This window comes from Pedobacter lusitanus (genome assembly GCF_040026395.1).
Taxonomy (GTDB): Bacteria; Bacteroidota; Bacteroidia; order Sphingobacteriales; family Sphingobacteriaceae; genus Pedobacter; species Pedobacter lusitanus.
On record NZ_CP157278.1, the window covers coordinates 4,048,470 to 4,074,376 of the forward strand.

Sequence of the window (25,907 nt, forward strand, 5' to 3'; positions counted from 1 at the left end):
TGGCCTTTGAGAAACACTTTTACATTAATCATTCTACTGATTTTTTCCTTTTGGGGACAACAAGCTTTCTCACAAGTGAATCCGGAGGACCGCAATGCGGATACCACCCGGAATAACTTTGGGCTGAAAGAAAAACAACGGCTGGGGATTCGTCAGCCCTATAATTCATTTTCTCCGCTACCTGATAATATTAAAAGGGAAGTGGAGTTTGATGCCGTAAATAAACGTTATATCATCAGAGAAAAAGTAGGCGGCAGATATTTTAATCCTCCTCAGTATCTGACTATAGAAGAATACCAGCGCCTGGTCAATTCTGAAATTAAAAGGGATAACTGGCGTATAATTTCCAACGCAGAGGCAAATGAGATACGTCAGACAGGGGTAATTCCAAGTCTGACTGTCAATAATCCTGCATTTGAAAAAATATTCGGAGGCAATCAGATCAGTATACAGCCCAGAGGTGAAGCAGAATTAACCTTTTTAGGCCGCAGAAATAAAAATGAAAATCCGCTGTTTAACGAACAGCAGAGAGTGCAGAGCAATTTCGATTTCAACCAGAGAATTCAGATGGATCTGGTAGGAAACATCGGAACGAAATTAAAGCTCAATATGAATTATAATACCGAAGCTCAATTTGATTTTGAGAATCAGATCAAGCTGGATTATACAGGTGGGGAAGATGATATTATCAAGAAAATAGAAGCTGGTAACGTAAGTCTGCCTTTAAGTACTTCACTGATTACCGGGACGCAGGCCCTTTTTGGGGTGAAGACACAATTACAGTTTGGAAAACTGAATGTAACCACTGTCTTTACCCAGCAGAAGTCACAATCCAGGGAACTGCAGATCAGTAATGGGGCCCAGCATAATGAGTACCGGCTGGGAGGTGATAATTATGAAGCAAACAAACATTATTTCTTAGCAAAATTCTTCAGGGATAACTATAACAAAGCCATGATGAATGCACCCAATCTGTTATCGGGTGTAAACATTACCAAGGTAGAGGTGTGGATTACGAATAAGACCGGAAATACGCAGGATTCAAGAGACGTTTTAGGTTTAATGGATCTTGGAGAAAATCAACCTTATAATGCTTTATTCACAGGCGGATCAGCCTATTCTGCAGCACCATCAGGATTTGTCCTTCAGGGTGTAAGACAGTCTAACGATATCCTGAGTAAGTTACCTCCGGGAGCCAGACAAACTAATTCAAACGATGTTATTTCTTATTTTCAGGCTAATAAAGGAACGGATAACTATGCCAAGTTAACCTATGCCCGTAAACTGCAGGACAGGGAATATACTTTTCATTCTCAGCTGGGATATGTTTCCCTGAACAATGCATTGAATTCTGATGAGGTTCTGGCGGTAGTTTTCCGTTATACCTACAACGGTGTGGAATATCAGGTGGGTGAATTTTCAACTGATGTACCTTTTGATCCGGCCAATCCAAAAGTTCTTTTTGCAAAATTACTAAAAAACGAAACGACCAAAACGAATCTGCCAACCTGGAATCTGATGATGAAAAACATCTATTCTATCGGTGGTTACCAGATCAGCCCTCAAAACTTTAAACTGGATATCTTCCGTCTGGATAATGAAAGTGGTATTGAAAGACCTGTCATGTCAGAAGGAATGAATACCATGAATAAATTGTGGATCAACCTGACCGGGTTAGACAGGCTGAACCAGCAGAATGACCGTAAACCGGATGGAGTATTTGATTTCCAGGCAGAAGATAAACCGTTTACCAGTACAACCAGTGGTATTGCACCAACTTCTGTTGGCAGTATTGGAAATATAGGCAATACCGGCACTAACGGGAATGGTGGAATGGCTGCTTTTGCAACTAATATGAGCAAGGGTTATATCACGATAGATCCGCTGAACGGACGTATTATATTTCCGGTAATAGAGCCATTTGGAAGAGATCTGGCAGCTCAGTTTAGTCCGGGAGAACAGAACCTGATTGATAAGTATACTTATACTGCATTATATGACTCTACAAAGGTCGTGGCGCAGCAGCTTTTCACCAAACAGAACCGGTATATTATTAAAGGGGTATATCAGTCACAGGTAGCCTCGGAGTTCAGCCTGAACTCCATTAATGTTCCGGAAGGATCTGTAAAAGTGTTTTCAGGTACTATTCCGCTTCAGGAAGGTGTTGATTTTACCGTGGATTATCAGGGTGGAAGGGTAAGAATTATTAATACGGGTGTATTACTTTCCGGTCAGGCCATCAGGATTACAACAGAGAACAATGAATTATTTGGTTTGCAGCAGCGTTCTTTGTTTGGAACCAGGCTGGACTATAAGGTTAACAACAAGCTGAATTTAGGGGCAACTTATATGAACCTTTCCGAGAAGCCGTTAACTCCAAAAGTTAATATAGGTGAAGAACCAATCTCCAATACGATCTGGGGTATGGATCTGAACTATAGTACTTCCTCAAGGTTTTTAACAAAAATGGTTGATCGCCTGCCATTTATTTCAACCAAGGCACCTTCAAAATTCTCTTTCTCAGGAGAGTTTGCCCAGCTGGTACCGGGCCATCCCAAAGCGTTAAACAGTGCCGGAGATAAAGGCGGGGTAAGTTATCTGGATGACTTTGAAGCTTCACGTTCTGTAATTGATTTAAAGAGTGCAATTGCCTGGCAGATTTCAGGTACGCCGCAGCTTTTTCAGGAAGCAGAGTTAACCAATAACCTGGCTTATGGATATAACAGGGCCAGACTGGCTTTTTATAATATCGATCCTACATTTTATAACAGAACGGCTTCGAATATTCCCAATAGTTTAAGGAATAACAAAACAGAATTATCGAATCACTATGTCAGAGAGATTATAGAGCAGGAAGTTTTTCCGTTCAAAGAAACTCCGACAGGTCAGGCGGTTTCATTACCTACCCTGAATCTTGCATTTTATCCGACTAAACGCGGACCTTATAATTATGCGACCAGTGGTTTTAACAGTAATGGTGATTTATTGAATCCCAGATCACGCTGGGGTGGAATATTCAGAAGAATTGAAACCAACGATTTCCAGGCCTTAAATATTGAGTATATAGAGCTGTGGGTGATGGACCCTAATATCTATAAGACTAATGGTACTGGAGGGGATCTGTATTTTAACATTGGTAATATCTCAGAAGATATTCTGAAAGACGGAAGAAAATCACTGGAAAATGGTCTTCCGGCTGATGGTGATCCGGCAAAATTTGATGAAACAGCCTGGGGAAGAGTTCCCAAGTTACAACCCGTAGTTCAGGCATTTGATAATGATCCGGCTGCCCGCAGAGCGCAGGATGTTGGTTTGGACGGATTGGGTGATAACGATGAGCAAAATAAGTTTGCCCCGGTGATCAGTCAGATTGTACCGCAACTGACTCCGGCAGCAGCAGGTGAATTAAGAGGTGACCCAAGTTCTGATAACTATACTTATTTCAGAGGCCCTCAGCTGGATCAGGAAAATGCAGGAATCCTGAAGCGCTATGAGAAATATAACGGAACAGACGGCAACTCAAAAACATCTCAGCAATCTTTACAGGAACTGGGAATTGATAATTCTGCATCTACTTCTCTGCCGGATGGTGAAGATGTAAACAGGGATAATAACATGACACAGTCTGATGAGTATTTTCAGTACAAGGTGTCTATGCGTAAAGGTGACCTTGAAGTTGGAAAAAACTATGTGACTGATGCGGTAACTTCACAGGTGAAACTGGCTAACGGACAAACACAGCCTGTTACCTGGTATCAGATCCGTATCCCTTTGTCAGATTATCAGCAAAAAGTAGGAAACATACAGGACTTTAAATCCATCAGATTTTTCAGAATGTTCCTGACTAATTTTGAGGATACCACCATTTTAAGATTTGCCAAAATTCAGCTGGTAAGAGGGGAATGGAGAAAATATAATGATCAGAATATCGGTACTCAGCTGATCACTGATCCGGCGCTGAATAATACGGTTACTCCTGATAACTCAACTATCGAAATCAGTACGGTAAATATTGAGGAAAATGGAAAACGTTCTCCTATTCCTTATGTGGTTCCGCCGGGTATTCAGAGAGAACTGGATTTCAATAATTACAGAACCAATACCAGGTTAAATGAGCAGTCACTGTCTTTCATTGTCAGAAATCTGCGTGATGGTTATGGGCGTGCAACTTTTAAAACTGCCTTAAATGATTTCAGATCATACAAGAGACTTGAAATGTTTGTCCATCTGGAAGCTTTGGGTAATACGGTGGTTAATAATGGAGACCTGAGTGCATTTATCCGTATCGGAACTGATAATCAGGATAACTATTATGAATATTCACAGCCACTGGTGGTTACACAGCCTAATACCAGTGATCCTTATGCGATCTGGCCGGATGCCAATAAAATAGATATTCAGCTATCTCTTTTCCAGGATATCAAACTTGCCCGTAACAGAGCTACCGGACCAACCGGGGGGATGTGGGATATAACCAAGCCTTTCTCTTATGTGATCGATGGCAAGACCATTACCATCAAGGGACAACCGGATATGAGTCAGGTGAAGGTATATATGCTCGGTGTGAAAAATCCTTTAAAGATTGTTTCGGCTCCGGGTATGGATGATGGTCTGGATAAAACCGGACAGGTCTGGTTTAATGAGCTCAGGTTAACTGAATTTGATGAACGGGGCGGTTGGGCTGCGGCAGCGAGAATGAATGCACAGCTTGCTGATTTTGCCGAGGTTAATATTTCCGGAAGTAAATCGACTATAGGTTTTGGTTCACTGGATAAAAGAGTCAGTGAAAGAAACAGGTCTGATAATACTTTCTTTGATATTTCTTCAAGTATGGAGCTGGGTAAATTCTTCCCTAAAAAATCCGGTATAAAAATTCCAACCTATATCAGTTATTCCAAACAGGTAAGTACCCCTCAGTATGATCCGAGAATGCCGGATATAGAATTGAAAACTTCCTTAAAGAATGCATCTGCTGAGGAGAAAAAAGCTATACTGGAATATGCACAGGATTATACCACGCGTAATAGTGTCAACTTTACGAATGTGCATAAAGAACGTACTGATCCAACAAAAACACCTAAGCTCTGGGATATAGAGAACTTTAGCGGAACGTACTCGTATACTAAAATCCTGCATCATGATTTTATCAATGAAAGCTCGATACAGAAAACATATTTTGGTTCCCTGGCTTATAATTATTCCGGACGGTCAAAAAATTACAGACCTTTTGATAAACTGATCAAATCGAATCTGCTGACCATATTAAAGGATATTAATTTTAGTCCGATGCCAACAGCCATTAATTTCAGAATTGATGTGAACCGTTTTTATTCAGAGAACAGTCTGAGAAATAATGATCCGGGCAATACCATCCCGATCAATACGACCTACAATAAAAACTTTCTGATCACCAGGGTCTATGCAATTTCATGGAACCTGACCAAATCACTGACTCTTGATTTTGATGCAACAAATTACTCGATAATAGATGAACCTGAAGGTCGTATTAATGGACTGAAAAGAGATACGGTATGGCAGAATCTGCTGCGTCTGGGACGTACTACTGATTACAGCCATAATATGAATATTACCTATGCGCTGCCAATCAATAAGATCCCGGGACTGGACTGGATTAATGTGGCTACACGTTATGGAACCAACTTCAGCTGGCAGACAGAACCGCTTTCCACACTGAGAGATCCACTGATCAATCTTGGAAATACAATTCAGAATGCAAGAACAGTTCAGATCAATCCGACGCTGAATTTTACGAGTCTGTATAATAAATTCGGTGCGTTAAGAAGAGCTAAAAATGATGAAGGGGGACCGGGTATCCTGCTAAGTCTGTTAACCAGTATCAAGAATATTAATGCGGCCTATACACAGACCAAGGGGATATTCCTGCCGGGTTATTTACCTACAACTGATTATTTTGGAATTGATAAGTTTTCTGGTGCACCGGGGCTTGGTTTTGTATTTGGCAGTCAGCGTGACATCAGGGATATGGCTATCAATAACGGATGGATTACCAGGGATACTCTGCAAACCAAATTATATGTAAATACCATGAGAGAGGACTTAAGTATAACCAGTGTGCTGGAGCCTTTCCGCGATTTCAGAATTACACTGACGGCCAATAAAAACAGGACGATGAATTATTCTACCAATTTCAGGTATGATAATACTAGTCAGGCCTTCCGTAATCTGAGCCCTTCTACCATGGGAGATTACAGTATCTCGTTTATCACTCTGGGAACAGCATTTTCTGAAAATCCAGGGACTACGTTTTCTAAACTGTTCAGCCAGTTTATGGCCAACAGGTCTGTTATTTCACAGCGTTTAGGTGCATTAAACCCGAACTCTCAGGGAGTATCCGGCGGCTTTGCTGATGGTTACGATAAAAATTCTCAGGATGTAATTATATCTTCATTCATTGCAGCTTATACGGGGCAGGATGCGGCTAAGGTCAGCCTGAATTCATTGCCTAAAATTCCATTGCCTAACTGGCGGATTAATTATGGTGGATTAACCAGATGGAACTTCCTTGGGGATTATTTTAAATCTATTGATTTAAGACATTCATACCGCTCTATCTATAGTGTGAATGGCTTTAATTCTCTGATTCGTTATCAGGAAACTGATGGCTTTGTAAGCAGCAGGGCTGACGATAAAAACTTCCTTCCTTTTTATCAGTATTCACAGGTTACGATTGCCGAGCAGTTTGCTCCGCTGATTGGAATTGACACCCGTTTGAAAAATAACCTTACGGCCAATTTTGAGATGGGCAGAACCCGTTTACTGGGACTGAGTCTGGCTAACAGTCAGCTTGCGCAGTTATCTGAGAATAACCTGGTTTTTGGAATTGGTTACCGGACTACTAAATTCAGGTTCCCTTTTGGTTTGTTCAAACAAATGAAAATGGATAATAATATGGATTTCAAACTGGATATTTCTATCAGGGATAACAAAACAGTGATTTACAGAGCGGACATCTCTACTGCTGAGATTTCTTCGGGAGCCAAGAATATCACTTACAGACCGAGTGTGGATTATATCCTGAACCAGCGGTTCAACATTAAGGTTTTCTATGATTCAAACATTACCAAACCTTATACATCTCAGTCTTTCAATACTTCATTCAGTAATTTTGGATTTAGTCTGAGAATCACGCTGAATTAAACATCATCCTGTGCAGCTCCATATTCACCGGAATATGGCTGCACAGGATAGATTCATGACCATTGAAAAGCAAAACAATACTTATGAAACCATCATGTGCAGTAAAAAGCAGCCGAATAAGCACTGAATAGAGTAGCACATGATAGATTCATGACCATTGAAAAGCAAAACAATACTTATGAAACCATCATGTGCAGTAAAAAGCAGCCGAATAAGCACTGAATAGAGTAGCACATGATAGATTCATGACCATTGAAAAGCAAAACAATACTTATGAAAAACTAACGTTTTGTATAAAGCAGATATTAATTACCTTTGAGCAATCAAATCGAATAAAAAATGAATTTTCCATCAGAACTAAAGTACACTAAAGACCACGAATGGGTTAGAGTTGAAGGTAATGAAGCCTTTATTGGTATAACTGACTTCGCACAACGCGAATTAGGTGATATCGTTTATATCGATATCAATACTGTAGGTGAGGAAGTAAGTAAAGATGATGTTTTTGGCAGTGTTGAAGCTGTTAAAACAGTTTCAGATTTATTTATGCCTGTTACTGCTACTGTATTAGAAATTAATGCTGCATTGAACGATAGTCCGGAATTAGTGAATACTGATCCTTACGGAGAAGGCTGGATGGTAAAAGTAACACTTACTGATGCTGCTCAGGTAGCTGAATTGTTAGATGCTGCTGCTTACCAGACTTTAGTTGGTGCTTAATAAATGAATAAAATCAAAGTATTTTCACAACAACGCCTTGCCCTTTTATGGACGGTGTTTATATTAATCCTTTGTACAATGAAAATGCCTGATTCAATTGGTGAATCGGGCTTTTTCTTTACAGGATTTGATAAGATGGTCCATTTAGGCTTTTTCTTTGTGTTAACTATTCTATTGTTTTACGGTGAAACCAAAAATCAGCGCAGCTATAATTTTGGTATTTTAACTGTCTTCAAAATCCTGTTGCTTACTTTCGCACTGGGAGGAGCAATTGAACTGATACAACTCAGATTCTTTACCTACAGATCTGCAGAATGGTGGGATCTGGGGTCGGATATGATCGGGGTATTTATGGGTATATTTGCTTATGTGTTTTTAAATAAATCCAACTATAATGAAAAGGAAAGTTAGTATTCTGTTTTTATTAGCGATAGGGTTGCTTAGCAGCTGCAGTATTTTTAAACCAGGGTGCCACTGCCCGAAAGTGAGTTATTCTGCTCCTATGCAGGAGAAGAACAGACATAACTCCTGATTTATACCAGATATTAAAAGATTTTATCGGTTCTTTAAGCCGCATAAATGCATGTATTTAAAATGTTACCCTTCTTTTAATACGCAAAACAAACCATTTAACATTTATAGAGTCAGATAGGGAGAAAATAGAAACAAGCTACCTTAAATGATGACTTTTACAAAAAACCTTCTGCTGATCGTATTCCTCCTTTTCAGCGTTTCTTCGTATGCACAAGTGAAAAACGGCTCCGTAAGCGGAAAGGTCGTTAATGCAAAAGATAAACTACCCGTAGATTATGCTTCAGTAGCGGTTAAAAGTCTTAAAGACTCCAGTGTTGCAGGAGTCATTAATACAGAAACTGACGGCTCCTTTGCTATTAAAGGACTGGCTCCGGGACCTTACAGACTTACAGTCGCCTATCTTGGCTTAAACAATGTCAGTAAAGAATTTACGATAACGGCTTCGGCCCCCTCGGTCAATGTAGGTACGCTGGCTATGGAAAATACCGGTTTAAACTTAAATACGGTAGTCATTAAAGGGGTGGTAACTCCGGTCGTAGTCAAGACTGATACTGTTGAGTATAGCGCGGGAGCGTATAAGGTTAGGGAAAATGCCGTAGTAGAGGATGTACTGAAAAAGCTTCCTGGTGTTGATGTGGCTAAAGATGGATCTATCAAAGCCCAGGGAGAAACGGTTACGCGTGTACGTGTAGATGGAAAAGACTTTTTTGGTAATGATCCTTTACTGGCCACAAAGAATCTGCCGGCAGACATGATTGATAAAGTACAGGTTATTGACCTGCTTTCTGATCAGGCCCAGTTTACCGGAGTTGATGATGGTAACAGGGAGAAAATTATCAATATAACAACCAAAAAGGATAAGAAAAATGGTTATTTCGGTAATTCGAGCGTTGGTTACGGCTCTAATGATCGTTATGACGTTAATCTGAATGTCAATAAGTTCAACCAGGAACAGCAGTTCTCTGTTATCGGACAATTTAATAATGTGAATAAGCAGAATTTTGGTGGGGGTGGTGGTATCGGTAATGGCGGTGGTGGCGGCGGTGGCCGTTTTAGTGCAGCATCGGGAGCTCCTCCGCAGGGGATAACAACGACCAATGCTTTTGGTGTTAACTTTGCAGATGTTTATACTGACCAGACAAAGATCACTGCAAGTTATTTCTTTAATAAAACATCACTTTTCAACGATCAGACCAGCTTCAGACAAAATTTACTGGGAAACAGCACGACTACTTTTAATCAGGATCTGAATAGCACTACTGATAGTAAAAATCATCGTTTTAACTTTTTAATAGATACCAAAATTGACTCTACGACGTCTATCCGTGTACAGCCAAACATTACTTATACGGAAAGCGGGACAAACCAGAATAGTAATTATATAAATAATTATGGTGCCTATCAGACGGTAGGAACACAGGGTTATAATACTAAATCTACTTCGCCGGTAATTAGCAACAATATTCTTTTAAGGAAGAAGTTCGCTAAAAAGGGGCGTACTTTATCATTGAACGTGAATACGAATATCAATGATAACGACGCTAAAATCAATAACGAGATCAATAATGTCACCACTCAGGGTGACCTGGTAACCAATGATGTGACCAACCAGCTGAACAATCAGAATAGTCACGCCATCAGCAATACTTCAAGATTGGTTTATACCGAGCCGGTCAGCAAAACACTCAATCTGGAAGTGAATTATCAGAATATGTATAATTTCAGCAACAGCGAAAGATATACTTATAATTTTAACCCGGTTACTTCTCAGTATGATATACCTGATCTTACCTATACCAATACTTACGAAAACAGAACACTGACAAATGCAGTTGGCGCGAGTTTGAATAAGAATACCGAAAAATATAACTGGAATATAGGGGTAGGGGTCCAGAATACAGATAGAAGAAACGAGAATCTGACTACAGGTAATATCATTAATCAGAATTTCTATAATATAGTTCCTACAGCCCAGCTGCGTTATAAGTTCAGCAAGAGCAAAAGACTGGTATTCAGATATCGCGGAACTACCTCTCAGCCTTCAATTGCACAGATTCAGCCTATACCTGATAATACCAATACGCAGACTATTCCAATCGGTAACCCTGGTTTAAAACCTTCGTTCACTAATAACCTGACTGTATTATATAATAATTTTGACTTTGCTAAATTCAGGTCTCTGTTCATCTTTGCCAACATCAGCCAGACTTTTAATGCTTTTGGAAATAACAGTATGCTGATTAATGATCCGAATGACCCGAATTTCGGAAAGATCGCTGTTGTTCCGGTGAACGTGGGTGGTGTTTATCAGGGTACATTGGGCTCTTCACTTGGGGTGCCAATTATAAAAGAGAACAAACTGAATCTGAACATAGATCTTGGTGGCAGTTATGCCAGAGGTGTGAATTTTACTAACTCCATTCAAAATATCACGAACGATTTATCGATCACAAATAAATACAGACTGGTTTCTTCAATGGATAAACTGGATCTGACAGCAAGTATTGCGGGATCACTGAACAGGGCAACTTATTCGGCACAGTCCAGCGCGAATACGACTTATTATACTTTAAATCCTGCTATTGATGTGAGTTATATGTTTCCGGGAAATATCCGTCTTGCTGTAAATGTTGATTATTTTCAGAACACAGGAAGAGGGGAAGGTTATGATACGAACTTTACGATCATGAACGGATATGTGAGCAAACAGTTTTTCAAAAACAGGGGAACGTTTAAGTTTGCAGTGAATGATGCGCTGAATCAGAATCAGGGGATCTCCAGAACTTCAAGTAATAACACAATTACAGATTTGAGATATAATGTACTGAAAAGATATTATATGTTCTCGTTTACTTATTCGCTAAGCCGGATGGGAGGAAAAACGATGCAGAGTGATATGCAGATGCCGGGAATGGGCGGCGGCGGTGGCGGCGGCCGGGGTTACGGAAGAGGAAGAGGAGGGGAGTAAAAAAAAGGCCTGTCAGTATTTTCAAACTGGCAGGCTTTTTTACTTATCTGGATAAATATTCGTCAATCCACCGGATAGTGATTTTAGCAATCTGATTATTTTCCGGAGTGTCTCCTTTGTTTATTCCCATCAGCCAGCATTGTGCAGCATTGAAAATGTTGGCTGGTGTATTCTGGTGTTTATCTTGTCTTGCACCAGTAATGACATCCATCAGAAAGCTATAGTTTCCAATATAAGAGGGCTCATCAAAATTTCCGGTTAACAAAGCCGTCTTAACACACTCAATTTTATTACCGGTGAGAGAGAGAAGCCTGAATACGTCTTCTTTAATCTCAGAAAGATTTGCACTGCTCAGGTCTGTGTCTTTTAAAATTGCATTACTGAAAAGTGCACCAGATAGATTTGCTCCGTTAAAGTTAGCTTCACTCAGGTTTGCACCGTGAAAATCAACATTACGAAGGTTTGCACCGCTTAAATTTGCACCACTGAGGTTCGCATAAATGAAATTTGCTTTTCCGTTTTTTTTATAAGTTTCCGGGTCAGTCAGATTTGCACAGCTCAGCATTGCTCCACTGAGGTTTGCATTGCTAAGGTTTGTACGAAGCAGATCTGCACCATTAAGATTTGCTTCGGAGAGATTTGTTTCACTCAGGTTCAGATTACTGAAGTTGACGAAACTCAGATCAGTTGCCTGTTCAACTGCTTTTTGTATGGTGGTGTTTACAGTGTCGTCAGGATTAACAGAAGAAAATAATACTGCTCCGGTAAATCTGTTTTTAAGTTCCGTTTTTGTCATAGTGCTATTGATTAAGTATCAATTCAGTAAATGGAAAACGTATAAACTGCCGGATAATGTATTAAAGGTGTCACAACATAGGCTTTATTTGGATTTATTATTGATAAAGGGTACATTGCGGCATAATTAAAGATATGAACCTTTCGCAGTTAAATCCAGGAGAACGTGGTACTATTGTAGCTTTTACGGACTTAGAGATGTCAGTAAAATTAATGGAAATGGGTTGTTTACCTGGTGAAGTTGTGGAGGTTGAGCGTTTCGCGCCACTGGGAGATCCAATGGCTATCCGCGTTGCGGGATATCAACTTTGTTTGCGTAAAAACGAAGCTTCTGTTATTATAATTTCTTAGATAAATCTTGGCTGCTACACTAAAAATTGCGTTAGTTGGTAATCCGAATACGGGAAAATCAACGCTGTTTAACTTACTTACCGGGCTAAACCAAAAGATTGGAAACTTTCCGGGTATTACCGTTGATAAGAAAACTGGTTTCTGCAAAGTTTCTGCTACTCAGCAGGCTGAAATAATTGACCTGCCCGGAACCTATAGTTTATATCCAAAAAGCAAGGATGAGAGTATCGTCTTTCAGGTACTTGCTGACCGGAAAAATATAAGTCATCCTGATCTGGTTGTACTGGTTGCTGATGCTACTAACCTGCGCAGAAATTTATTGCTTTATTCACAGGTTGCTGACTTGCAAATTCCTGTAGTATTAGCATTAAATATGACGGATATGGCTAAAAAGGAAGGAATCAGTATTCATATTGATGAACTTTCTGCACGTCTTGGGGTACAGGTTGTATCCATCTCTGCAAGAAGTAAAACAGGGCTGGATGAACTGAAAAAAGCAATTGCCAATACAACAAATATACCTACGCAGGTAGAGGGAACAGATGTGAACGTACTGGCAGCTGCCGCTATCAATGAAGCGAAAACTGCTCTGGGCACTGATAACGATTATTTTGCGTTGCAGGTCCTTCATCAGCATGAACATCTGGATATTTATACTGCTGAGCAACACCGTCAGTTTGAGCAGATCAGAAAAACACATGGTTTTGAATCTTCAAAATTACAGGCTGCAGAAACAATTGCCCGTTACAGATATTTAAGTACTGTATTATCCGGTGTGATTGAGGATACGGGAGCATTGAAGAAATTTGCATTCAGTGACAGGATTGACTCCGTTTTAACTAATCGTTTTTGGGGATTCTTTATTTTCATCTTTATTCTGTTCTTTATTTTTAATGCCATTTTCTCATGGTCTGCTTATCCAATGGAGCTTATCGAAAGCCTGTTCGGATGGATAGCTAAAACAGGACATGAATATCTTCCTGATGGGGTGTTAACTAATCTTTTACTGGATGGGGTAGTGGCAGGATTAGGTGGTATAGTCGTATTTATCCCGCAGATTGCTATCTTATTTGCACTGATTTCTATACTGGAAGATACCGGATATATGGCCAGGGTAACCTTTATGATGGATAAAATCATGAGGAAGTTTGGGATGAGCGGAAAGTCGGTTGTACCGATGATAGGTAGTTTTGCCTGTGCTGTCCCTTCTATTATGAGTGCGCGAACCATTGAAAACTGGAAAGACAGAATCATCACGATTATGGTCTCTCCTTTAGTGAGCTGCTCGGCCAGACTGCCTGTTTATACTTTACTGATCTCTCTGATTATTCCTGATACTAAATTATTCGGGGTTATCAGTATGCAGGCCCTGGCACTGATGGGAATGTACCTGATCAGTATTTTTGCTGCGGTGATAGTGGCTTTTGTTATGAAATTTATCATCAAAGCTACGGAGAAATCATACTTTATTATGGAACTGCCTGTTTACAGGATGCCAAGGTGGGGTAACGTGCTGTTCACGATGTTCGAGAAGTCTAAAACTTTCGTATTGGAAGCGGGTAAGGTAATTATTGCCATCTCTATAGTGCTATGGGTAATGTCCACTTATGGTCCTGTGTCCCGTTTTGAAAAAATAGAAAAGAAATATGCGGAGATTGAGCTGAAGAAGGATAGTGTACAGATCAGTACACTGGAAAGAGACAAGTCGGCTGAAAAACTGGAGAACTCTTATGCAGGTATCCTTGGTCGCACGATAGAGCCGGTAATTAAACCCCTGGGGTTTGACTGGAAGATAGGTATTGCACTGATTACCTCTTTTGCGGCCAGAGAAGCATTTGTAGGTACGATGGCGACTATTTACAGTGTGGAAAACGGAGAAGAGAATACAGGCACGATAAGGGATAAAATGAGGGAAGCCAGAAATCCTGGTACAGGATTGCCTGTCTTTACTTTTGCTACCGGATTTGCACTGATGCTGTTTTATGCTTTTGCAATGCAGTGTATGAGTACCGTTGCGGTAGTTTACAGAGAAACCAAATCATGGAAATGGCCTGCTATACAAATGGTCTATATGACTGCTATGGCCTATGTTGCCAGTTTAATAGCCTATCAGTTTTTAAAGTAAATTCTTTATCTTAGTACTGTGGAAAAAGTTGATGTTTTAGCACAGTATATGCCCCCTGCGGCAGCCCCGGTGATTGCTAAATGGATTGACTATTTTCAATGTGAATTTAAGATATCCAGGAGCAGGGCAACTAAATTAGGTGATTACAGACATCCCTTTAAACAATCCGGGCATAAGATATCTGTTAATAATAATCTGAACCGTTATGCTTTTCTTGTTACAACCGTGCATGAGTTTGCGCATTTATTGACCTGGAATGACCATAAGAATAAGGTTAAGCCTCATGGTGGTGAGTGGAAGCATAATTTTAAACGGATGATGACGCCTTTTCTGGATCAGCAGGTTTTTCCTGAAGACCTGCAGCTGGCTATCAACACTTATTTAAGTAATCCTTCTGCTTCAAGCTGTACGGATTTAAAACTCTCCAGAGCACTTAAAAAATATGACGGAGCCATTGATCATTCCCGTCTTGAAGAATTGCCTGAGCACGCTATATTCACTATTAAAGACGGCAGGAGATTTAAGAAGGGTGAGCAACTCAGAAAACGTTTCAGATGTGAATGTCTGGATAACGGAAATATCTATTTGTTCAGCCCGCTTGCAGAAGTGGTACTATCGGCTACAGGAACATAAATAGAAAGATTGTCCTCTATTTTCCATTTGAATTTTAACTTTCCTTCTTTAAACAGGGAAGGGAAATTCAACAGGCTGTCGATATAAGCATCTTTATTTTTTACGAGTATACTGGCTCTGTAACTGGGCTGTTTTTTGCTTTTAAGCATAATATAGAGGGCATCGGGATAAGTTGAGATATTATCAAATGCCATATCAAACTTATCTGTTCCGTTGATCGCATCGTTTATACCTTTGATATCAGAGACATAATTATCCTCAGGATATTTATTGTCAGCAGCCTGTACCGGCAGATAGGGAAGTGTACGCAGGGCTTCCGCTGAACTTGCTGTGCGGCTGTCTATTTTAAATGTGACATTATTGCGTATGTAGGTACGGACATCCTTATAAATCCCACCTTCTTCATTCATCAGTTTTATGCGCTCTTTAACCAGAATCAGACTGTCATTTTTAAAATAATAGCTTTTTACAGTATTACTTATTGTTCCGTTAGCTGTGTAGGTTTTATATAACATCCCATCATTATGTGCACTGTATTTTTCTGCGTACACAGATAGATCACCGGACTGATAGATCAGGCTGTACTGTCTTTTATAATCATTGAGATTTCTGTCAATAGCTGCGGCAAAATTCAGTATAGACTTATCTGTCATACCAGTAGTGCCTTCTTCCGGTAAACCGGCTTGTGGGTGGGTTGATTTGAAATATTTACAACCCGGAAGTGTAAACAGTAAAATTCCTAAACATAGTAAATAAATGGCTCTCATAGTACTCTGGTAAATAATGGCATCGTTATCAACAGGCCATTATCGTGCCAAGGAGTTACCAGGCCATTAATTTCAGGATGGTTTCATGCAGACGGTTTTTGGCCAGAAACTGGTCCTCCAGTATTTTACTCATTGGAATAGCGGTATCCAGACTTGCACAGCGCATTACAGGGGCATCAAGATCTGTAAAACAATGTTCACCTATCCATGCAGCAATCTCAGCTCCGAAACCACTGCTTAAGGTGTCCTCGTGAAGAATAATTACCCTTCCGGTAGATTTTACAGCTGCTGCTACGGTTTCCTTATCCCAGGGTTGCAAGCTGCATAGGTCTATCAGGCTGACTGATAAATCAGGATGATCTTCCAGGTAGGATAAAGACCAGTGAACGCCTAAACCATAAGTGATAATAGTGAGCTGATTACCTTTTTTTAACCAGTTGGCTTTTCCGATTTCAATGGTGTAATAACCTGAAGGAACCGGCCCGCTCAAGCTTCTGTACAGATATTTGTGTTCGAAATAAATAACCGGATTAGGGTCTTCAATAGCTGCCAGCAGCAGACCTTTTGCATCATAGGGGAAAGCAGGGTATACTATTTTCAGTCCGGGTGTCTTGGTAAACCAGGCTTCATTGCTCTGAGAGTGAAAAGGGCCTGCTCCGGTGCCTGCGCCTGTGGGCATCCGGACTACAACATCTGCTTTTTCTCCCCAGCGGTAATGGGTTTTAGCCAGGTTATTAATAATCTGATTAAATCCGCAGGTTACAAAATCTGCAAACTGCATTTCTACCACAGCTTTATAGCCATTGATGGATAAACCCTGTCCAGTACCTACAATTGCTGATTCACAAATTGGCGTATTGCGTACTCTGGCTTTCCCAAACTCCTCTACAAAACCAGCTGTAATTTTAAAGGCTCCTCCATATTCTGCTACGTCCTGACCCATGATTACCAGATTTGAATGTTGCTGCATCCCGATTCTCAATCCGTCACTGATTGCATCAATATAGCGGATTTCTGTGCCCTGATCAACGGGACCGGTAACCTGTTGTATATAGGGGTAGTACATATCGGTCAACTCCGTAGCTGCTGAAGGCTCCGGATCAGCATCATTGAATGCCTGCTCGGTTTCTTTATCCAGCTCTGTCTTAAATTCTGCTTTGATTTCCTCTAAAAGGTCATCTGTCAGTATATGCTGTTCAAACAGATAGTGTTCAAATGTTTTGACCGGGTCTTTGGCAGACCATTCTTCAAACAAATGCGGAGGGACGTATTTTGTTCCTGAGGCTTCTTCGTGTCCTCTCATCCTGAAGGTCAAACATTCCAGTAAAACGGGTCTTGGATTTGCACGGATACTTGCTGTAATTTCAGTAATGGCATCAAAAACTTCCAGCACATTGTTCCCATCAATCTGAATGCCTTCAATTCCATAACCAATGGCCTTGTCAACCAGATGTTCACAGTTGAATTGTTCATTAACAGGAGTGGATAACCCATAGCCGTTGTTTTCGATCAGGAAAATAACGGGTAAATTCCAGACAGACGCTACGTTGACTGCCTCATGAAAATCACCTTCTGATGTCGCGCCTTCACCTGTGAAAACAAGTGTAGCCAGTTCTTTTCCGGCAATAAGATCTGCCAGGGCGATTCCATCAGCCAGAGCCAGCTGAGGACCCAGATGAGAGATCATCCCTATAATTTTATGGGCCTGTGTACCAAAGTGAAAAGATCGGTCTCTGCCTTTGGTAAAGCCGGTCATTTTTCCCTGCCACTGAGCCATTAAGTTACGCAGTGGAATATCTCTGCTGGTAAAAACCCCAAGGTTTCTGTGCATAGGCAGGATATATTCTTCAGCTTTCATCGCTAAAGTGGAACCTACAGCAATTGCTTCCTGACCGATACCCGAAAACCATTTCCCTATGCGACCCTGTCTGAGCAGGATCAGCATTTTTTCTTCGACCATTCTGGGATAAAGGAGACGCTTATAAAGCGACAATAAAGTTTCATCGTCTTTTTCTTTCCGGTCGAAGTGCATATTTATCAGGTTTGTGGTTTGGTTTTAGATTCTTCTTCCCATTGTTTGGCGAAGGATTTAGACGCAATTTCAGGCATAGCACGATACTTTCCCCACATTTTTTTGAAGAAAAGCTTCATAAAGAAATTCTTTATTTTTCCTCCAAACATATCCATTTTAGATCTTTTGGACATCCCTGAATTCCATACCTTCCATCCAATATCTTCCATCTTAGTATTCTGATGCTGCTGTGCTGCATCTCTTCTGTTAAGCAACAGCATTTTGTGAATATCAATCTTTACAGGGCATACTTCTGAACATTTACCACAAAGACTTGAAGCATAGCTCAGATGTTTGAAGTCTTTCATCCCCTCTAAATGAGGAGTGATAATTGAACCTATAGGCCCGCTGTAAGTTGTATTGTAAGTATGACCGCCGATGTTTTTATAAACAGGGCAGGCGTTCAGACAGGCTCCGCAACGGATACAATAGAGTCCCTGACGCTGTTCTTTTTGTGCCAGCAGGTTCGTTCTGCCGTTATCCAGCAAAATAACATACATTTCTTCCGGCCCATCCGTTTCATTTGGCTGTCTGGGCCCGCTAAGAATAGTATTGTATACGGTTAAGTTCTGACCTGTTCCATGGCTGGATAACAATGGCCAGAAGAGGTCAAGGTCTGCCATGGAAGGAATGATTTTCTCAATTCCAACAATGGCAATATGTATTTTAGGAAAGGTTGTGCTTAGTCTGGCATTTCCTTCGTTTTCAGTTAATGCTATACTGCCTGAATCTGCAATCAGAAAATTTCCACCGGTAATACCAATATCAGCAGTAAGATATTTTTCTCTTAATAATTCCCGGGCTTTTTGTGTAAGCTGCTCGGGTGTATAATCTATTGGTGTACCAAATTTTTCATGAAAGAGTTTGGCAATCTCCTCTTTGCTCAGATGCATCGCCGGAGTTACGATGTGATAGGGAGCCTGTCCGAGTAACTGAACTATAAATTCACCCAGATCACTTTCCAGAGAGGTAATTCCATTTTTTTCCAGAAAGTCATTCAGATGAATTTCTTCGGTAGTCATGGATTTCGATTTAATAACCGATTTACCACCACTTTTATTAATGATATTTAATATTTCTTTTTGTGCTTCTTCTGCATCATTTGCCCAGATTACTTTTCCACCACGGCGCTGGAAATTGGCCTCAAATTCCGGTAAGAATTTGTCCAGATTTTCCATCACTCTCCATTTGATTACATGCGCCTTCTTTTTTGAGTTTTCTAAATTCTCAAATTTCGTTAAACCCTTTTCAACCGCAGCATTATATTTTCCTATGTTATGGTTGATCGTGTTACGATGATCTACATCAAATGCCTTCTCATCTGCCTTTACCAAAAACTCATCAGCAATCTTCGTCATGTTCAAATATAATAATTAGACTTAGAGTCTGTTTAAATTTGGATGATAATTTTAAAACAGACTCTTACTGCTAAACGAAAAAACCTGCAGGTTATGCAGGTTTTTGAAATTATTTTTTTGGAGTACCATCTTCGTTTTTATCAACAATGGGCCGGGTTTTACGGTTAGCAAGATCCCATGCTGTATAATAAACCAGTTGTGCTCTTCTGGCCAGCAGATCGAAATTGATCTTGCTAACCTCATCGCCTGGCTGATGATAATCTTCATGTACACCATTGAAATAGAATATAACCGGAATACCGTGTTTAGCAAAGTTATAATGATCAGAACGGTAGTAGAATTGATTCGGATCTGTCCTGTTATTGTATTTCATATCCAGGTTCATGTTCAGGTACTGTTCATTTGCATTAATTCCTGCAGCGTTTAAATCAGAACTCAGCATGTCTGATCCAATAATATAAACATAATCCTGCTTGTTTTCGTGCTCTTTATCCACACGGCCGATCATGTCAATATTCAGGTTGGTAATTGTATTTTCCAACGGCAGAACAGGATGCTCAGAATACCATTCAGAACCTAATAGTCCTTTTTCTTCTCCTACAACAGTCATAAACAAAATACTTCTTTTTGGTCCTTTCCCTGCTTGTTTAGCTTTGGCAAAAGCATCGGCGATCAATAATACGCCAGTAGTTCCTGAACCATCATCATCTGCACCATTGTTTACTTTATCAGTGCCGGAAACTGTTAAGCCGATATGGTCATAATGCCCGGTAATCACTAAAATTTCCTTTTTTAAAACCGGATCAGATCCTTCCAGAAAACCCAGGACATTTTCTGCTCTTACTTTTACTTCTTCTTTCTGAGCACTTCCGGATACTGCAATATTGATCATCTGTGTAGCTGGTTTGCCGGTTGAACTGATCTGTTGCTGTAATGCTTCTACTGTAGTCCCTGCGGCTTTCAGTATATCATTTGCTGTGGAAGTAGAAATGTTAATAGTAGGGAAAGTTTTAACCTTTGCCATCCTGGCTGTGTTTTCTTCGGATTTCAAAGACAGCTGTCCAGAGCCTGCTAACATCACTTTCATTTCTTCATTCAGTGTATCTACTGCAGGGTCTATCTGAATTACGGCCAGTGCTTTATGATTAGCCAGGTACTGTAATTTTTCTCTTTTGGCCGACATGGCTTTTCTTCTTGCTGCACGGTCAGCAGGAGCTGCTTCTTCTTTCATCGACGGGTTTCCGGATGCGAATATCATGACTACTTTACCCGCTACATCAATACCCGCATAATCATTGTACCCTTCGGTATCCAGACCGTAACCTGCAAAAACAACTTCTTTTGCATTAAACGTAAAACCTTGCAGGGATACATTAGCTGCAGGGATAACGAAGTCTTTGTCATTCTCTCTGGCGTTACCATCAATGGTAAAAACTGATTGGGTCAGCTTATAGGTTACCATGTCTATCGGCTGAAAATAATCGCCCTGTACGGGGCCCTTCAGACCGATACTTTTAAAATAGTTTTTGATGTAATCAGCTGCCATCCAGGCACCTTTTTTACCGGTTTCTCTGCCTTCGTATTCATCAGATGCAAGTACAGAAAGATGTTTGTAAGCATTAGTCTTATCGATGCTTGCACTGAATTTTACTGCTGTTTTATTCTTAACAGTGTTCTGTCCTTGTGCACATGCGCCTAAGCAAAGCAATAAGGCGATGCTTGTACTTAAAAAATGTTTGTTCATTATTTAGTTTTATACTGTTTTTATAATCTGTTTATGTTTAACTGATCAGGGATTATTTTTAAGATACAGCATTCAAATCTTTTCTTTTTAGCTGCAATATCATCAGATTGCTCATGGCTAATTTATAAAATGACTTCCCTGGATTTTAAAAGGTATCAAGATAAGAAATTAACTATATCCTTTTGTAAACAATCTCCGTATCACTATTATGTTACAGCAGAGATGGGGCTGAAATAAAACCGGCCCGAGCTTCATAAAAGTTCGGGCCGGTTTTATTATTACTTCTGTTCTAATAGTTAGGCTCAGAATAACATTAAATATTTGATGATTAACAGGATATTTTATCTACGCGTCCTGCGTGTCTTCCTCCTTCAAATGCAGTGTTAAGAAATGTAATTACCATTTCTTTAGCCAGGTTTTCGGTCACAAATCGAGCAGGGATACAAATGATATTTGCGTTGTTATGCATTCTGGCCAAAGATGCCAGTTCATTTTCCCAGCAGATTGCAGCTCTGATTCCCTGATGCTTATTTGCTGAAATAGCAATCCCGTTGGCACTTCCGCAAATCAGGATACCAAAATTGAAATCTCCGTTCTCCACAGCTGAGGCCACCGGATGTGCAAAATCCGGATAATCGACTGAAGCTGCCGAATAGGTTCCGAAATCCTGTACTTCATAGTCGGTCAGAAAATCTCTTAATAATTCTTTATAGGCAAAGCCGGCATGGTCAGCTCCGATAGCGATTTTTATTTGTGTAGACATGGTTTTATTTAATTATTGCCTTTAGTAGTACCGTAAAGTTCCTTGTTTTTTCTGCGCTCAATTTTAGCAGAGATGAATATACTCAGTTCATATAAAATGAAGAGCGGGAATGCCACTACAAGCATCGTCATCATATCCGGAGTAGGGGTAACCACAGCTGCGATAATCAGGATGATCACGATAGCATATCTCCGGCTGGCACGCATAAACGCAGGGGTCATAATACCAAATACAGAGAGGATATAAATCACAACAGGTAATTCAAATATTATCCCCGTTCCTATAGTTAAAGTCGCGACTGATGATAAATACGAGTCTATAGTAAACGTATTTTCAATCATCGGACTTACCGAGAAATTGGTCAGGAAATTAATTGATAACGGACAGATGATAAAGTAGCCGAAACATACACCTATCAGAAATAATACAGAAGAAAAGAATACAAATCCGCTTGCTGCCTTCTTTTCTTTCTCATGAAGGGCAGGTTTGATAAATAACCAGAGTTCAAAAAGGATATAAGGAATACCAAAAACAATCCCGGTCATAATACAGGAATTGATCTGTAAAGTAAACTGACCAGCCATTTCTGTATTGATAATCTTACCTTTTATTTCAGTAATACAGAAGTCTGATCCGAGCGATGGAAAAATATTAACCAGTTTACACATCATCCGGTAAGTCCAGAAATCGGGGCTCTTAGGGCCCATAATGATTGTGTTAAAGAGGAAATCGTAAAACCAGAATGCTAAACCGGTAAAAATTACAATGGCAAGTAATGCCCTGAGCAAGTGTTTTCTTAATACATCAATATGGTCAAAGAAAGACATTTCGGATTCCAGATTCTTTCCTTTATTCTTAACGGCCTCTATAAGGTCCTGCGCTTTATTATCACTCATGTATGTTATTTGTAAAACAAAAATACCATTCTATTTTATTAGAATGGTATTTACGTTTTAAATATAATAATTAGATGTCTCTATTCTGAAAAAACAAAAGTTTCCATGAATTTAGTAGTGAAATTCCCGGCTCTGAAGTTAGGGTCTTTCATTAATTTCAGGTGGAAAGGAATTGTTGTTTTTACACCTTCAATTACAAACTCGCTTAAGGCACGCTCCATGGTGCTGATGGCTTCTTCACGTGTTTGTGCAACACAGATTAGTTTAGCGATCATTGAATCATAGTTGGAAGGGATCTGATAACCTGCATAAACATGTGTATCAACCCTTACACCGTGTCCACCCGGAGAATGGAAATTAGTGATTTTTCCAGGACAAGGTCTGAAATTGTTGAAGGGATCTTCCGCATTGATTCTGCATTCAATAGCATGCATATTTGGAAGATAGTTTTTACCGGAAATAGGAACACCGGAAGCAACTTTAATCTGTTCTTTAATTAAGTCATAGTTGATTACCTCTTCAGTAACCGGGTGCTCTACCTGGATACGGGTATTCATTTCCATGAAATAGAAGTTACGGTGTTTATCAACCAGGAATTCTATAGTTCCGGCTCCTTCGTATTGTACGGCAGTGGCACCTTTAATAGCAGCTTCACCCATACGTTCTCTCAATTCCGGAGTCATGAAAGGAGATGGAGCTTCTTCTACTAATTTCTGGTGACGACGCTGAATAGAACAGTCACGTTCAGATAAGTGACAGGCTTTACCATACTGATCACCAATAATCTGGATTTCAATGTGGCGTGGATCTTCGATATATTTTTCTAAGTATAAACCGTCATTTCCAAAAGCTGCACCGGATTCCTGTCTTGCACTATCCCATGCGTTCTCAAAATCTTCATCTTTCCATACCACACGCATTCCACGGCCACCACCACCGGCAGTTGCTTTAAGAATTACAGGATAACCAATCTGATTAGCTAAAACAATACCTTCTTTTACGCTTTCCAGCAATCCTTCAGAACCTGGAATAGTAGGAACGCCAGCTTTTTTCATTGTCTCTTTAGCTGAAGCTTTATCACCCATGGAATTGATTTGCTCAGGTGTAGCACCAATGAACTTAATTCCATAGTCTCTGCAAACAGAAGAGAATTTAGCATTCTCAGATAAAAATCCGTAGCCAGGATGAATTGCATCAGCATTGGTTAATTCTGCAGCGGATATAATATTCGGGATACTTAAATATGAATCTTTACTCGGAGGAGGGCCTATACAAACAGCTTCATCCGCGAAACGAACATGGAGACTTTCCCTGTCAGCAGTTGAATAAACCGCAACAGTTTTAATGCCCATTTCCTTACAGGTACGAATAATACGCAACGCAATTTCGCCCCTGTTGGCAATTAGTATTTTTTTAAACATATAATTGATAAGATGATAATTTGCCAGAAGCAAATATTACATAGGTTCTACTAAAAATAATGGTTGGTCGTATTCTACTGGTGATGAGTTATCAACCAGTACTTTAACTATTCTTCCAGAAACTTCACTTTCAATTTCGTTGAATAACTTCATTGCCTCAATGATACAGATAACTTTACCAGGAGCAATTTCATCACCAACATTGACAAAAGAAGGTTTGTCAGGGCTTGATGAACGGTAAAAAGTTCCGATCATTGGAGATTTGATGGTAATATATTTAGAATCATCAGCTTCTGCAGCAGAAGCATTATTTGCTGTTACAGCAACAGGTTGTACTGCCGGAGCAGATGGCAACACCTGAGGGGCTACTGCCTGAGCAGGAACTGTTGTAGTAATAACTGTTGGGGTCTGATTAGTTTTAATAGTTATTTTGAAGTCCTTTTGTTCTATTGCAACTTCATTGACGCCCGAACGAGAAACAAATTTAATGAGTTCCTGAATTTGTTTGATATCCATTTTTTGGTGTTTTGTTGAAAAGATATTGGTCTTTTAAAGACTCTAAGTTAATATTTTATTTGTATAAAGTTAGTAAGCCCACTTTATGTATACTGATCCCCAGGTAAATCCACCTCCAAAAGCAGCAAGAATAATATTATCGCCTTTTTTAAGTTTATCTTCCCATTCCCACAAACACAGGGGGATAGTTCCATTGGTAGTATTACCGTAACGCTCGATATTGATCATTACTTTTTCAGATCCTACACCCATTCTCGATGCCGTAGCGTCAATAATTCTTTTATTGGCCTGATGTGGAACCAACCACGTTACATCTTCAGCACTAAGCTGATTCCGTTCCATGATTTCGGCAGCAACATCTGCCATATTGGTAACTGCAAATTTAAAAACAGCTTTTCCTTCCTGGTAAACAAAGTGTTCCCGATGGTCAATGGTTTCATATGAAGCTGGTTTTACAGATCCACCTGCTTTCTGATGCAGGAATTGTCTTCCGGCACCATCCGACTTTAGTACAGAGTCAATGATTCCGTTACCTTCTTCATTAGGTTCCAGTAATACAGCACCACATCCGTCACCAAAAATGATGCAGGTTGTTCTGTCTGTATAATCTATGATAGACGACATTTTATCGCCACCAACTACCAGTACTTTCTGATGTTTTCCAGATTCAATAAATTGCGAAGCAGTAGAAATCCCATAGATAAATCCAGAACAAGCAGCCTGTAAATCAAAACCCCATGCATTTTTTGCACCGATTTTATCAGCTAATATGTTTGCAGTGGCCGGGAAAGGCATATCAGGAGTAGTTGTACAAAAGATAATCAGATCGACTTCTTCTGCAGTAATACCTCTTTTTTTCAACAGGCCATTAACAGCATGAACCGCCATATCAGAAGTACCTAATCCTTCACCTTTTAATATTCTTCGCTCTTTTATACCCGTTCGTGAGGTGATCCATTCATCTGTTGTGTCAACTATCGTTTCTAATTCTTTATTAGAAAGGACATAATCAGGAACATAACCTTGAACCGCAGTAATTGCAGCGTGAATTTTACTCATTTGTTGT

17 protein-coding genes are annotated in these 25,907 nt (G+C 40.0%); 7 read left to right on the forward strand and 10 right to left on the reverse strand.

Features of this window, described 5'->3' with window-relative positions:
- Positions 1–6: 6 nt before the first annotated feature.
- From sprA to PL_RS17415, 4 genes are all read left to right on the forward strand, one after another.
- Positions 7–7,179: a cell surface protein SprA gene (gene sprA / locus PL_RS17400; RefSeq protein WP_041878117.1), complete on the forward strand. Its 7,173-nt coding sequence runs from the start codon at positions 7–9 to the stop codon at positions 7,177–7,179.
- 339 nt (positions 7,180–7,518) lie between these two features.
- Entirely contained in the window at positions 7,519–7,899 is a 381-nt protein-coding gene (gcvH, locus tag PL_RS17405; RefSeq protein WP_041879866.1) for a glycine cleavage system protein GcvH, read from the forward strand.
- Between the two features lie 3 nt (positions 7,900–7,902).
- Positions 7,903–8,310 (forward strand): VanZ family protein, encoded by a 408-nt coding sequence (locus tag PL_RS17410; RefSeq protein WP_052496129.1) that lies wholly within the window; start codon positions 7,903–7,905, stop codon positions 8,308–8,310.
- A gap of 268 nt (positions 8,311–8,578) precedes the next feature.
- The gene (locus tag PL_RS17415; RefSeq protein WP_235324465.1) at positions 8,579–11,401 is read left to right on the forward strand and encodes an outer membrane beta-barrel family protein; all 2,823 of its coding nucleotides are present in this window, start codon (positions 8,579–8,581) and stop codon (positions 11,399–11,401) included.
- Positions 11,402–11,444: 43 nt separating this feature from the next.
- Here the strand turns inward: PL_RS17415 and PL_RS17420 are convergent, their stop codons facing one another.
- Entirely contained in the window at positions 11,445–12,197 is a 753-nt protein-coding gene (locus PL_RS17420; RefSeq protein WP_052496128.1) for a pentapeptide repeat-containing protein, read from the reverse strand.
- 134 nt (positions 12,198–12,331) lie between these two features.
- Between PL_RS17420 and PL_RS17425 the strand changes: the two genes are divergently transcribed.
- From PL_RS17425 to PL_RS17435, 3 genes are read left to right on the forward strand one after another with little or no spacing between them, the layout of a single operon-like run.
- A complete protein-coding gene (locus tag PL_RS17425) occupies positions 12,332–12,547 on the forward strand; it encodes a FeoA family protein (protein ID WP_041879861.1) in 216 nt (71 codons plus the stop codon).
- Positions 12,548–12,554: 7 nt separating this feature from the next.
- Entirely contained in the window at positions 12,555–14,672 is a 2,118-nt protein-coding gene (gene feoB, locus PL_RS17430) for a ferrous iron transport protein B (RefSeq protein ID WP_041879858.1), read from the forward strand.
- An 18-nt stretch (positions 14,673–14,690) separates the two neighbouring features.
- Positions 14,691–15,305, forward strand: coding sequence for a SprT-like domain-containing protein (locus tag PL_RS17435; protein WP_235324463.1), 615 nt, complete (start codon positions 14,691–14,693; stop codon positions 15,303–15,305).
- Here PL_RS17435 and PL_RS17440 read toward each other — a convergent pair.
- From PL_RS17440 to PL_RS17480, 9 genes are all read right to left on the reverse strand, one after another.
- Positions 15,254–16,072, reverse strand: a complete 819-nt coding sequence (locus PL_RS17440; protein WP_041879855.1) for a hypothetical protein — start codon at positions 16,070–16,072, stop codon at positions 15,254–15,256. The genes PL_RS17435 and PL_RS17440 overlap by 52 nt on opposite strands.
- Positions 16,073–16,127: 55 nt before the next feature.
- A complete protein-coding gene (locus tag PL_RS17445) occupies positions 16,128–18,104 on the reverse strand; it encodes an alpha-ketoacid dehydrogenase subunit alpha/beta (protein ID WP_041879852.1) in 1,977 nt (658 codons plus the stop codon).
- Between the two features lie 5 nt (positions 18,105–18,109).
- A complete protein-coding gene (locus PL_RS17450) occupies positions 18,110–19,501 on the reverse strand; it encodes a LutB/LldF family L-lactate oxidation iron-sulfur protein (RefSeq protein ID WP_041879849.1) in 1,392 nt (463 codons plus the stop codon).
- 109 nt (positions 19,502–19,610) lie between these two features.
- Complete coding sequence (locus PL_RS17455) at positions 19,611–21,245, reverse strand: M28 family peptidase (protein WP_041879847.1); 1,635 nt, start codon at positions 21,243–21,245, stop codon at positions 19,611–19,613.
- 328 nt (positions 21,246–21,573) lie between these two features.
- Positions 21,574–22,008 (reverse strand): ribose 5-phosphate isomerase B, encoded by a 435-nt coding sequence (gene rpiB, locus PL_RS17460; protein WP_041879844.1) that lies wholly within the window; start codon positions 22,006–22,008, stop codon positions 21,574–21,576.
- A gap of 8 nt (positions 22,009–22,016) precedes the next feature.
- A complete protein-coding gene (gene tatC / locus PL_RS17465; RefSeq protein ID WP_041879841.1) occupies positions 22,017–22,904 on the reverse strand; it encodes a twin-arginine translocase subunit TatC in 888 nt (295 codons plus the stop codon).
- An 80-nt stretch (positions 22,905–22,984) separates the two neighbouring features.
- Positions 22,985–24,325 (reverse strand): acetyl-CoA carboxylase biotin carboxylase subunit, encoded by a 1,341-nt coding sequence (gene accC, locus PL_RS17470; protein ID WP_041879839.1) that lies wholly within the window; start codon positions 24,323–24,325, stop codon positions 22,985–22,987.
- 36 nt (positions 24,326–24,361) lie between these two features.
- Entirely contained in the window at positions 24,362–24,841 is a 480-nt protein-coding gene (gene accB, locus PL_RS17475; RefSeq protein ID WP_041879837.1) for an acetyl-CoA carboxylase biotin carboxyl carrier protein, read from the reverse strand.
- Positions 24,842–24,910: 69 nt separating this feature from the next.
- Positions 24,911–25,900 (reverse strand): beta-ketoacyl-ACP synthase III, encoded by a 990-nt coding sequence (locus PL_RS17480; RefSeq protein ID WP_041879834.1) that lies wholly within the window; start codon positions 25,898–25,900, stop codon positions 24,911–24,913.
- Positions 25,901–25,907: the final 7 nt, after the last annotated feature.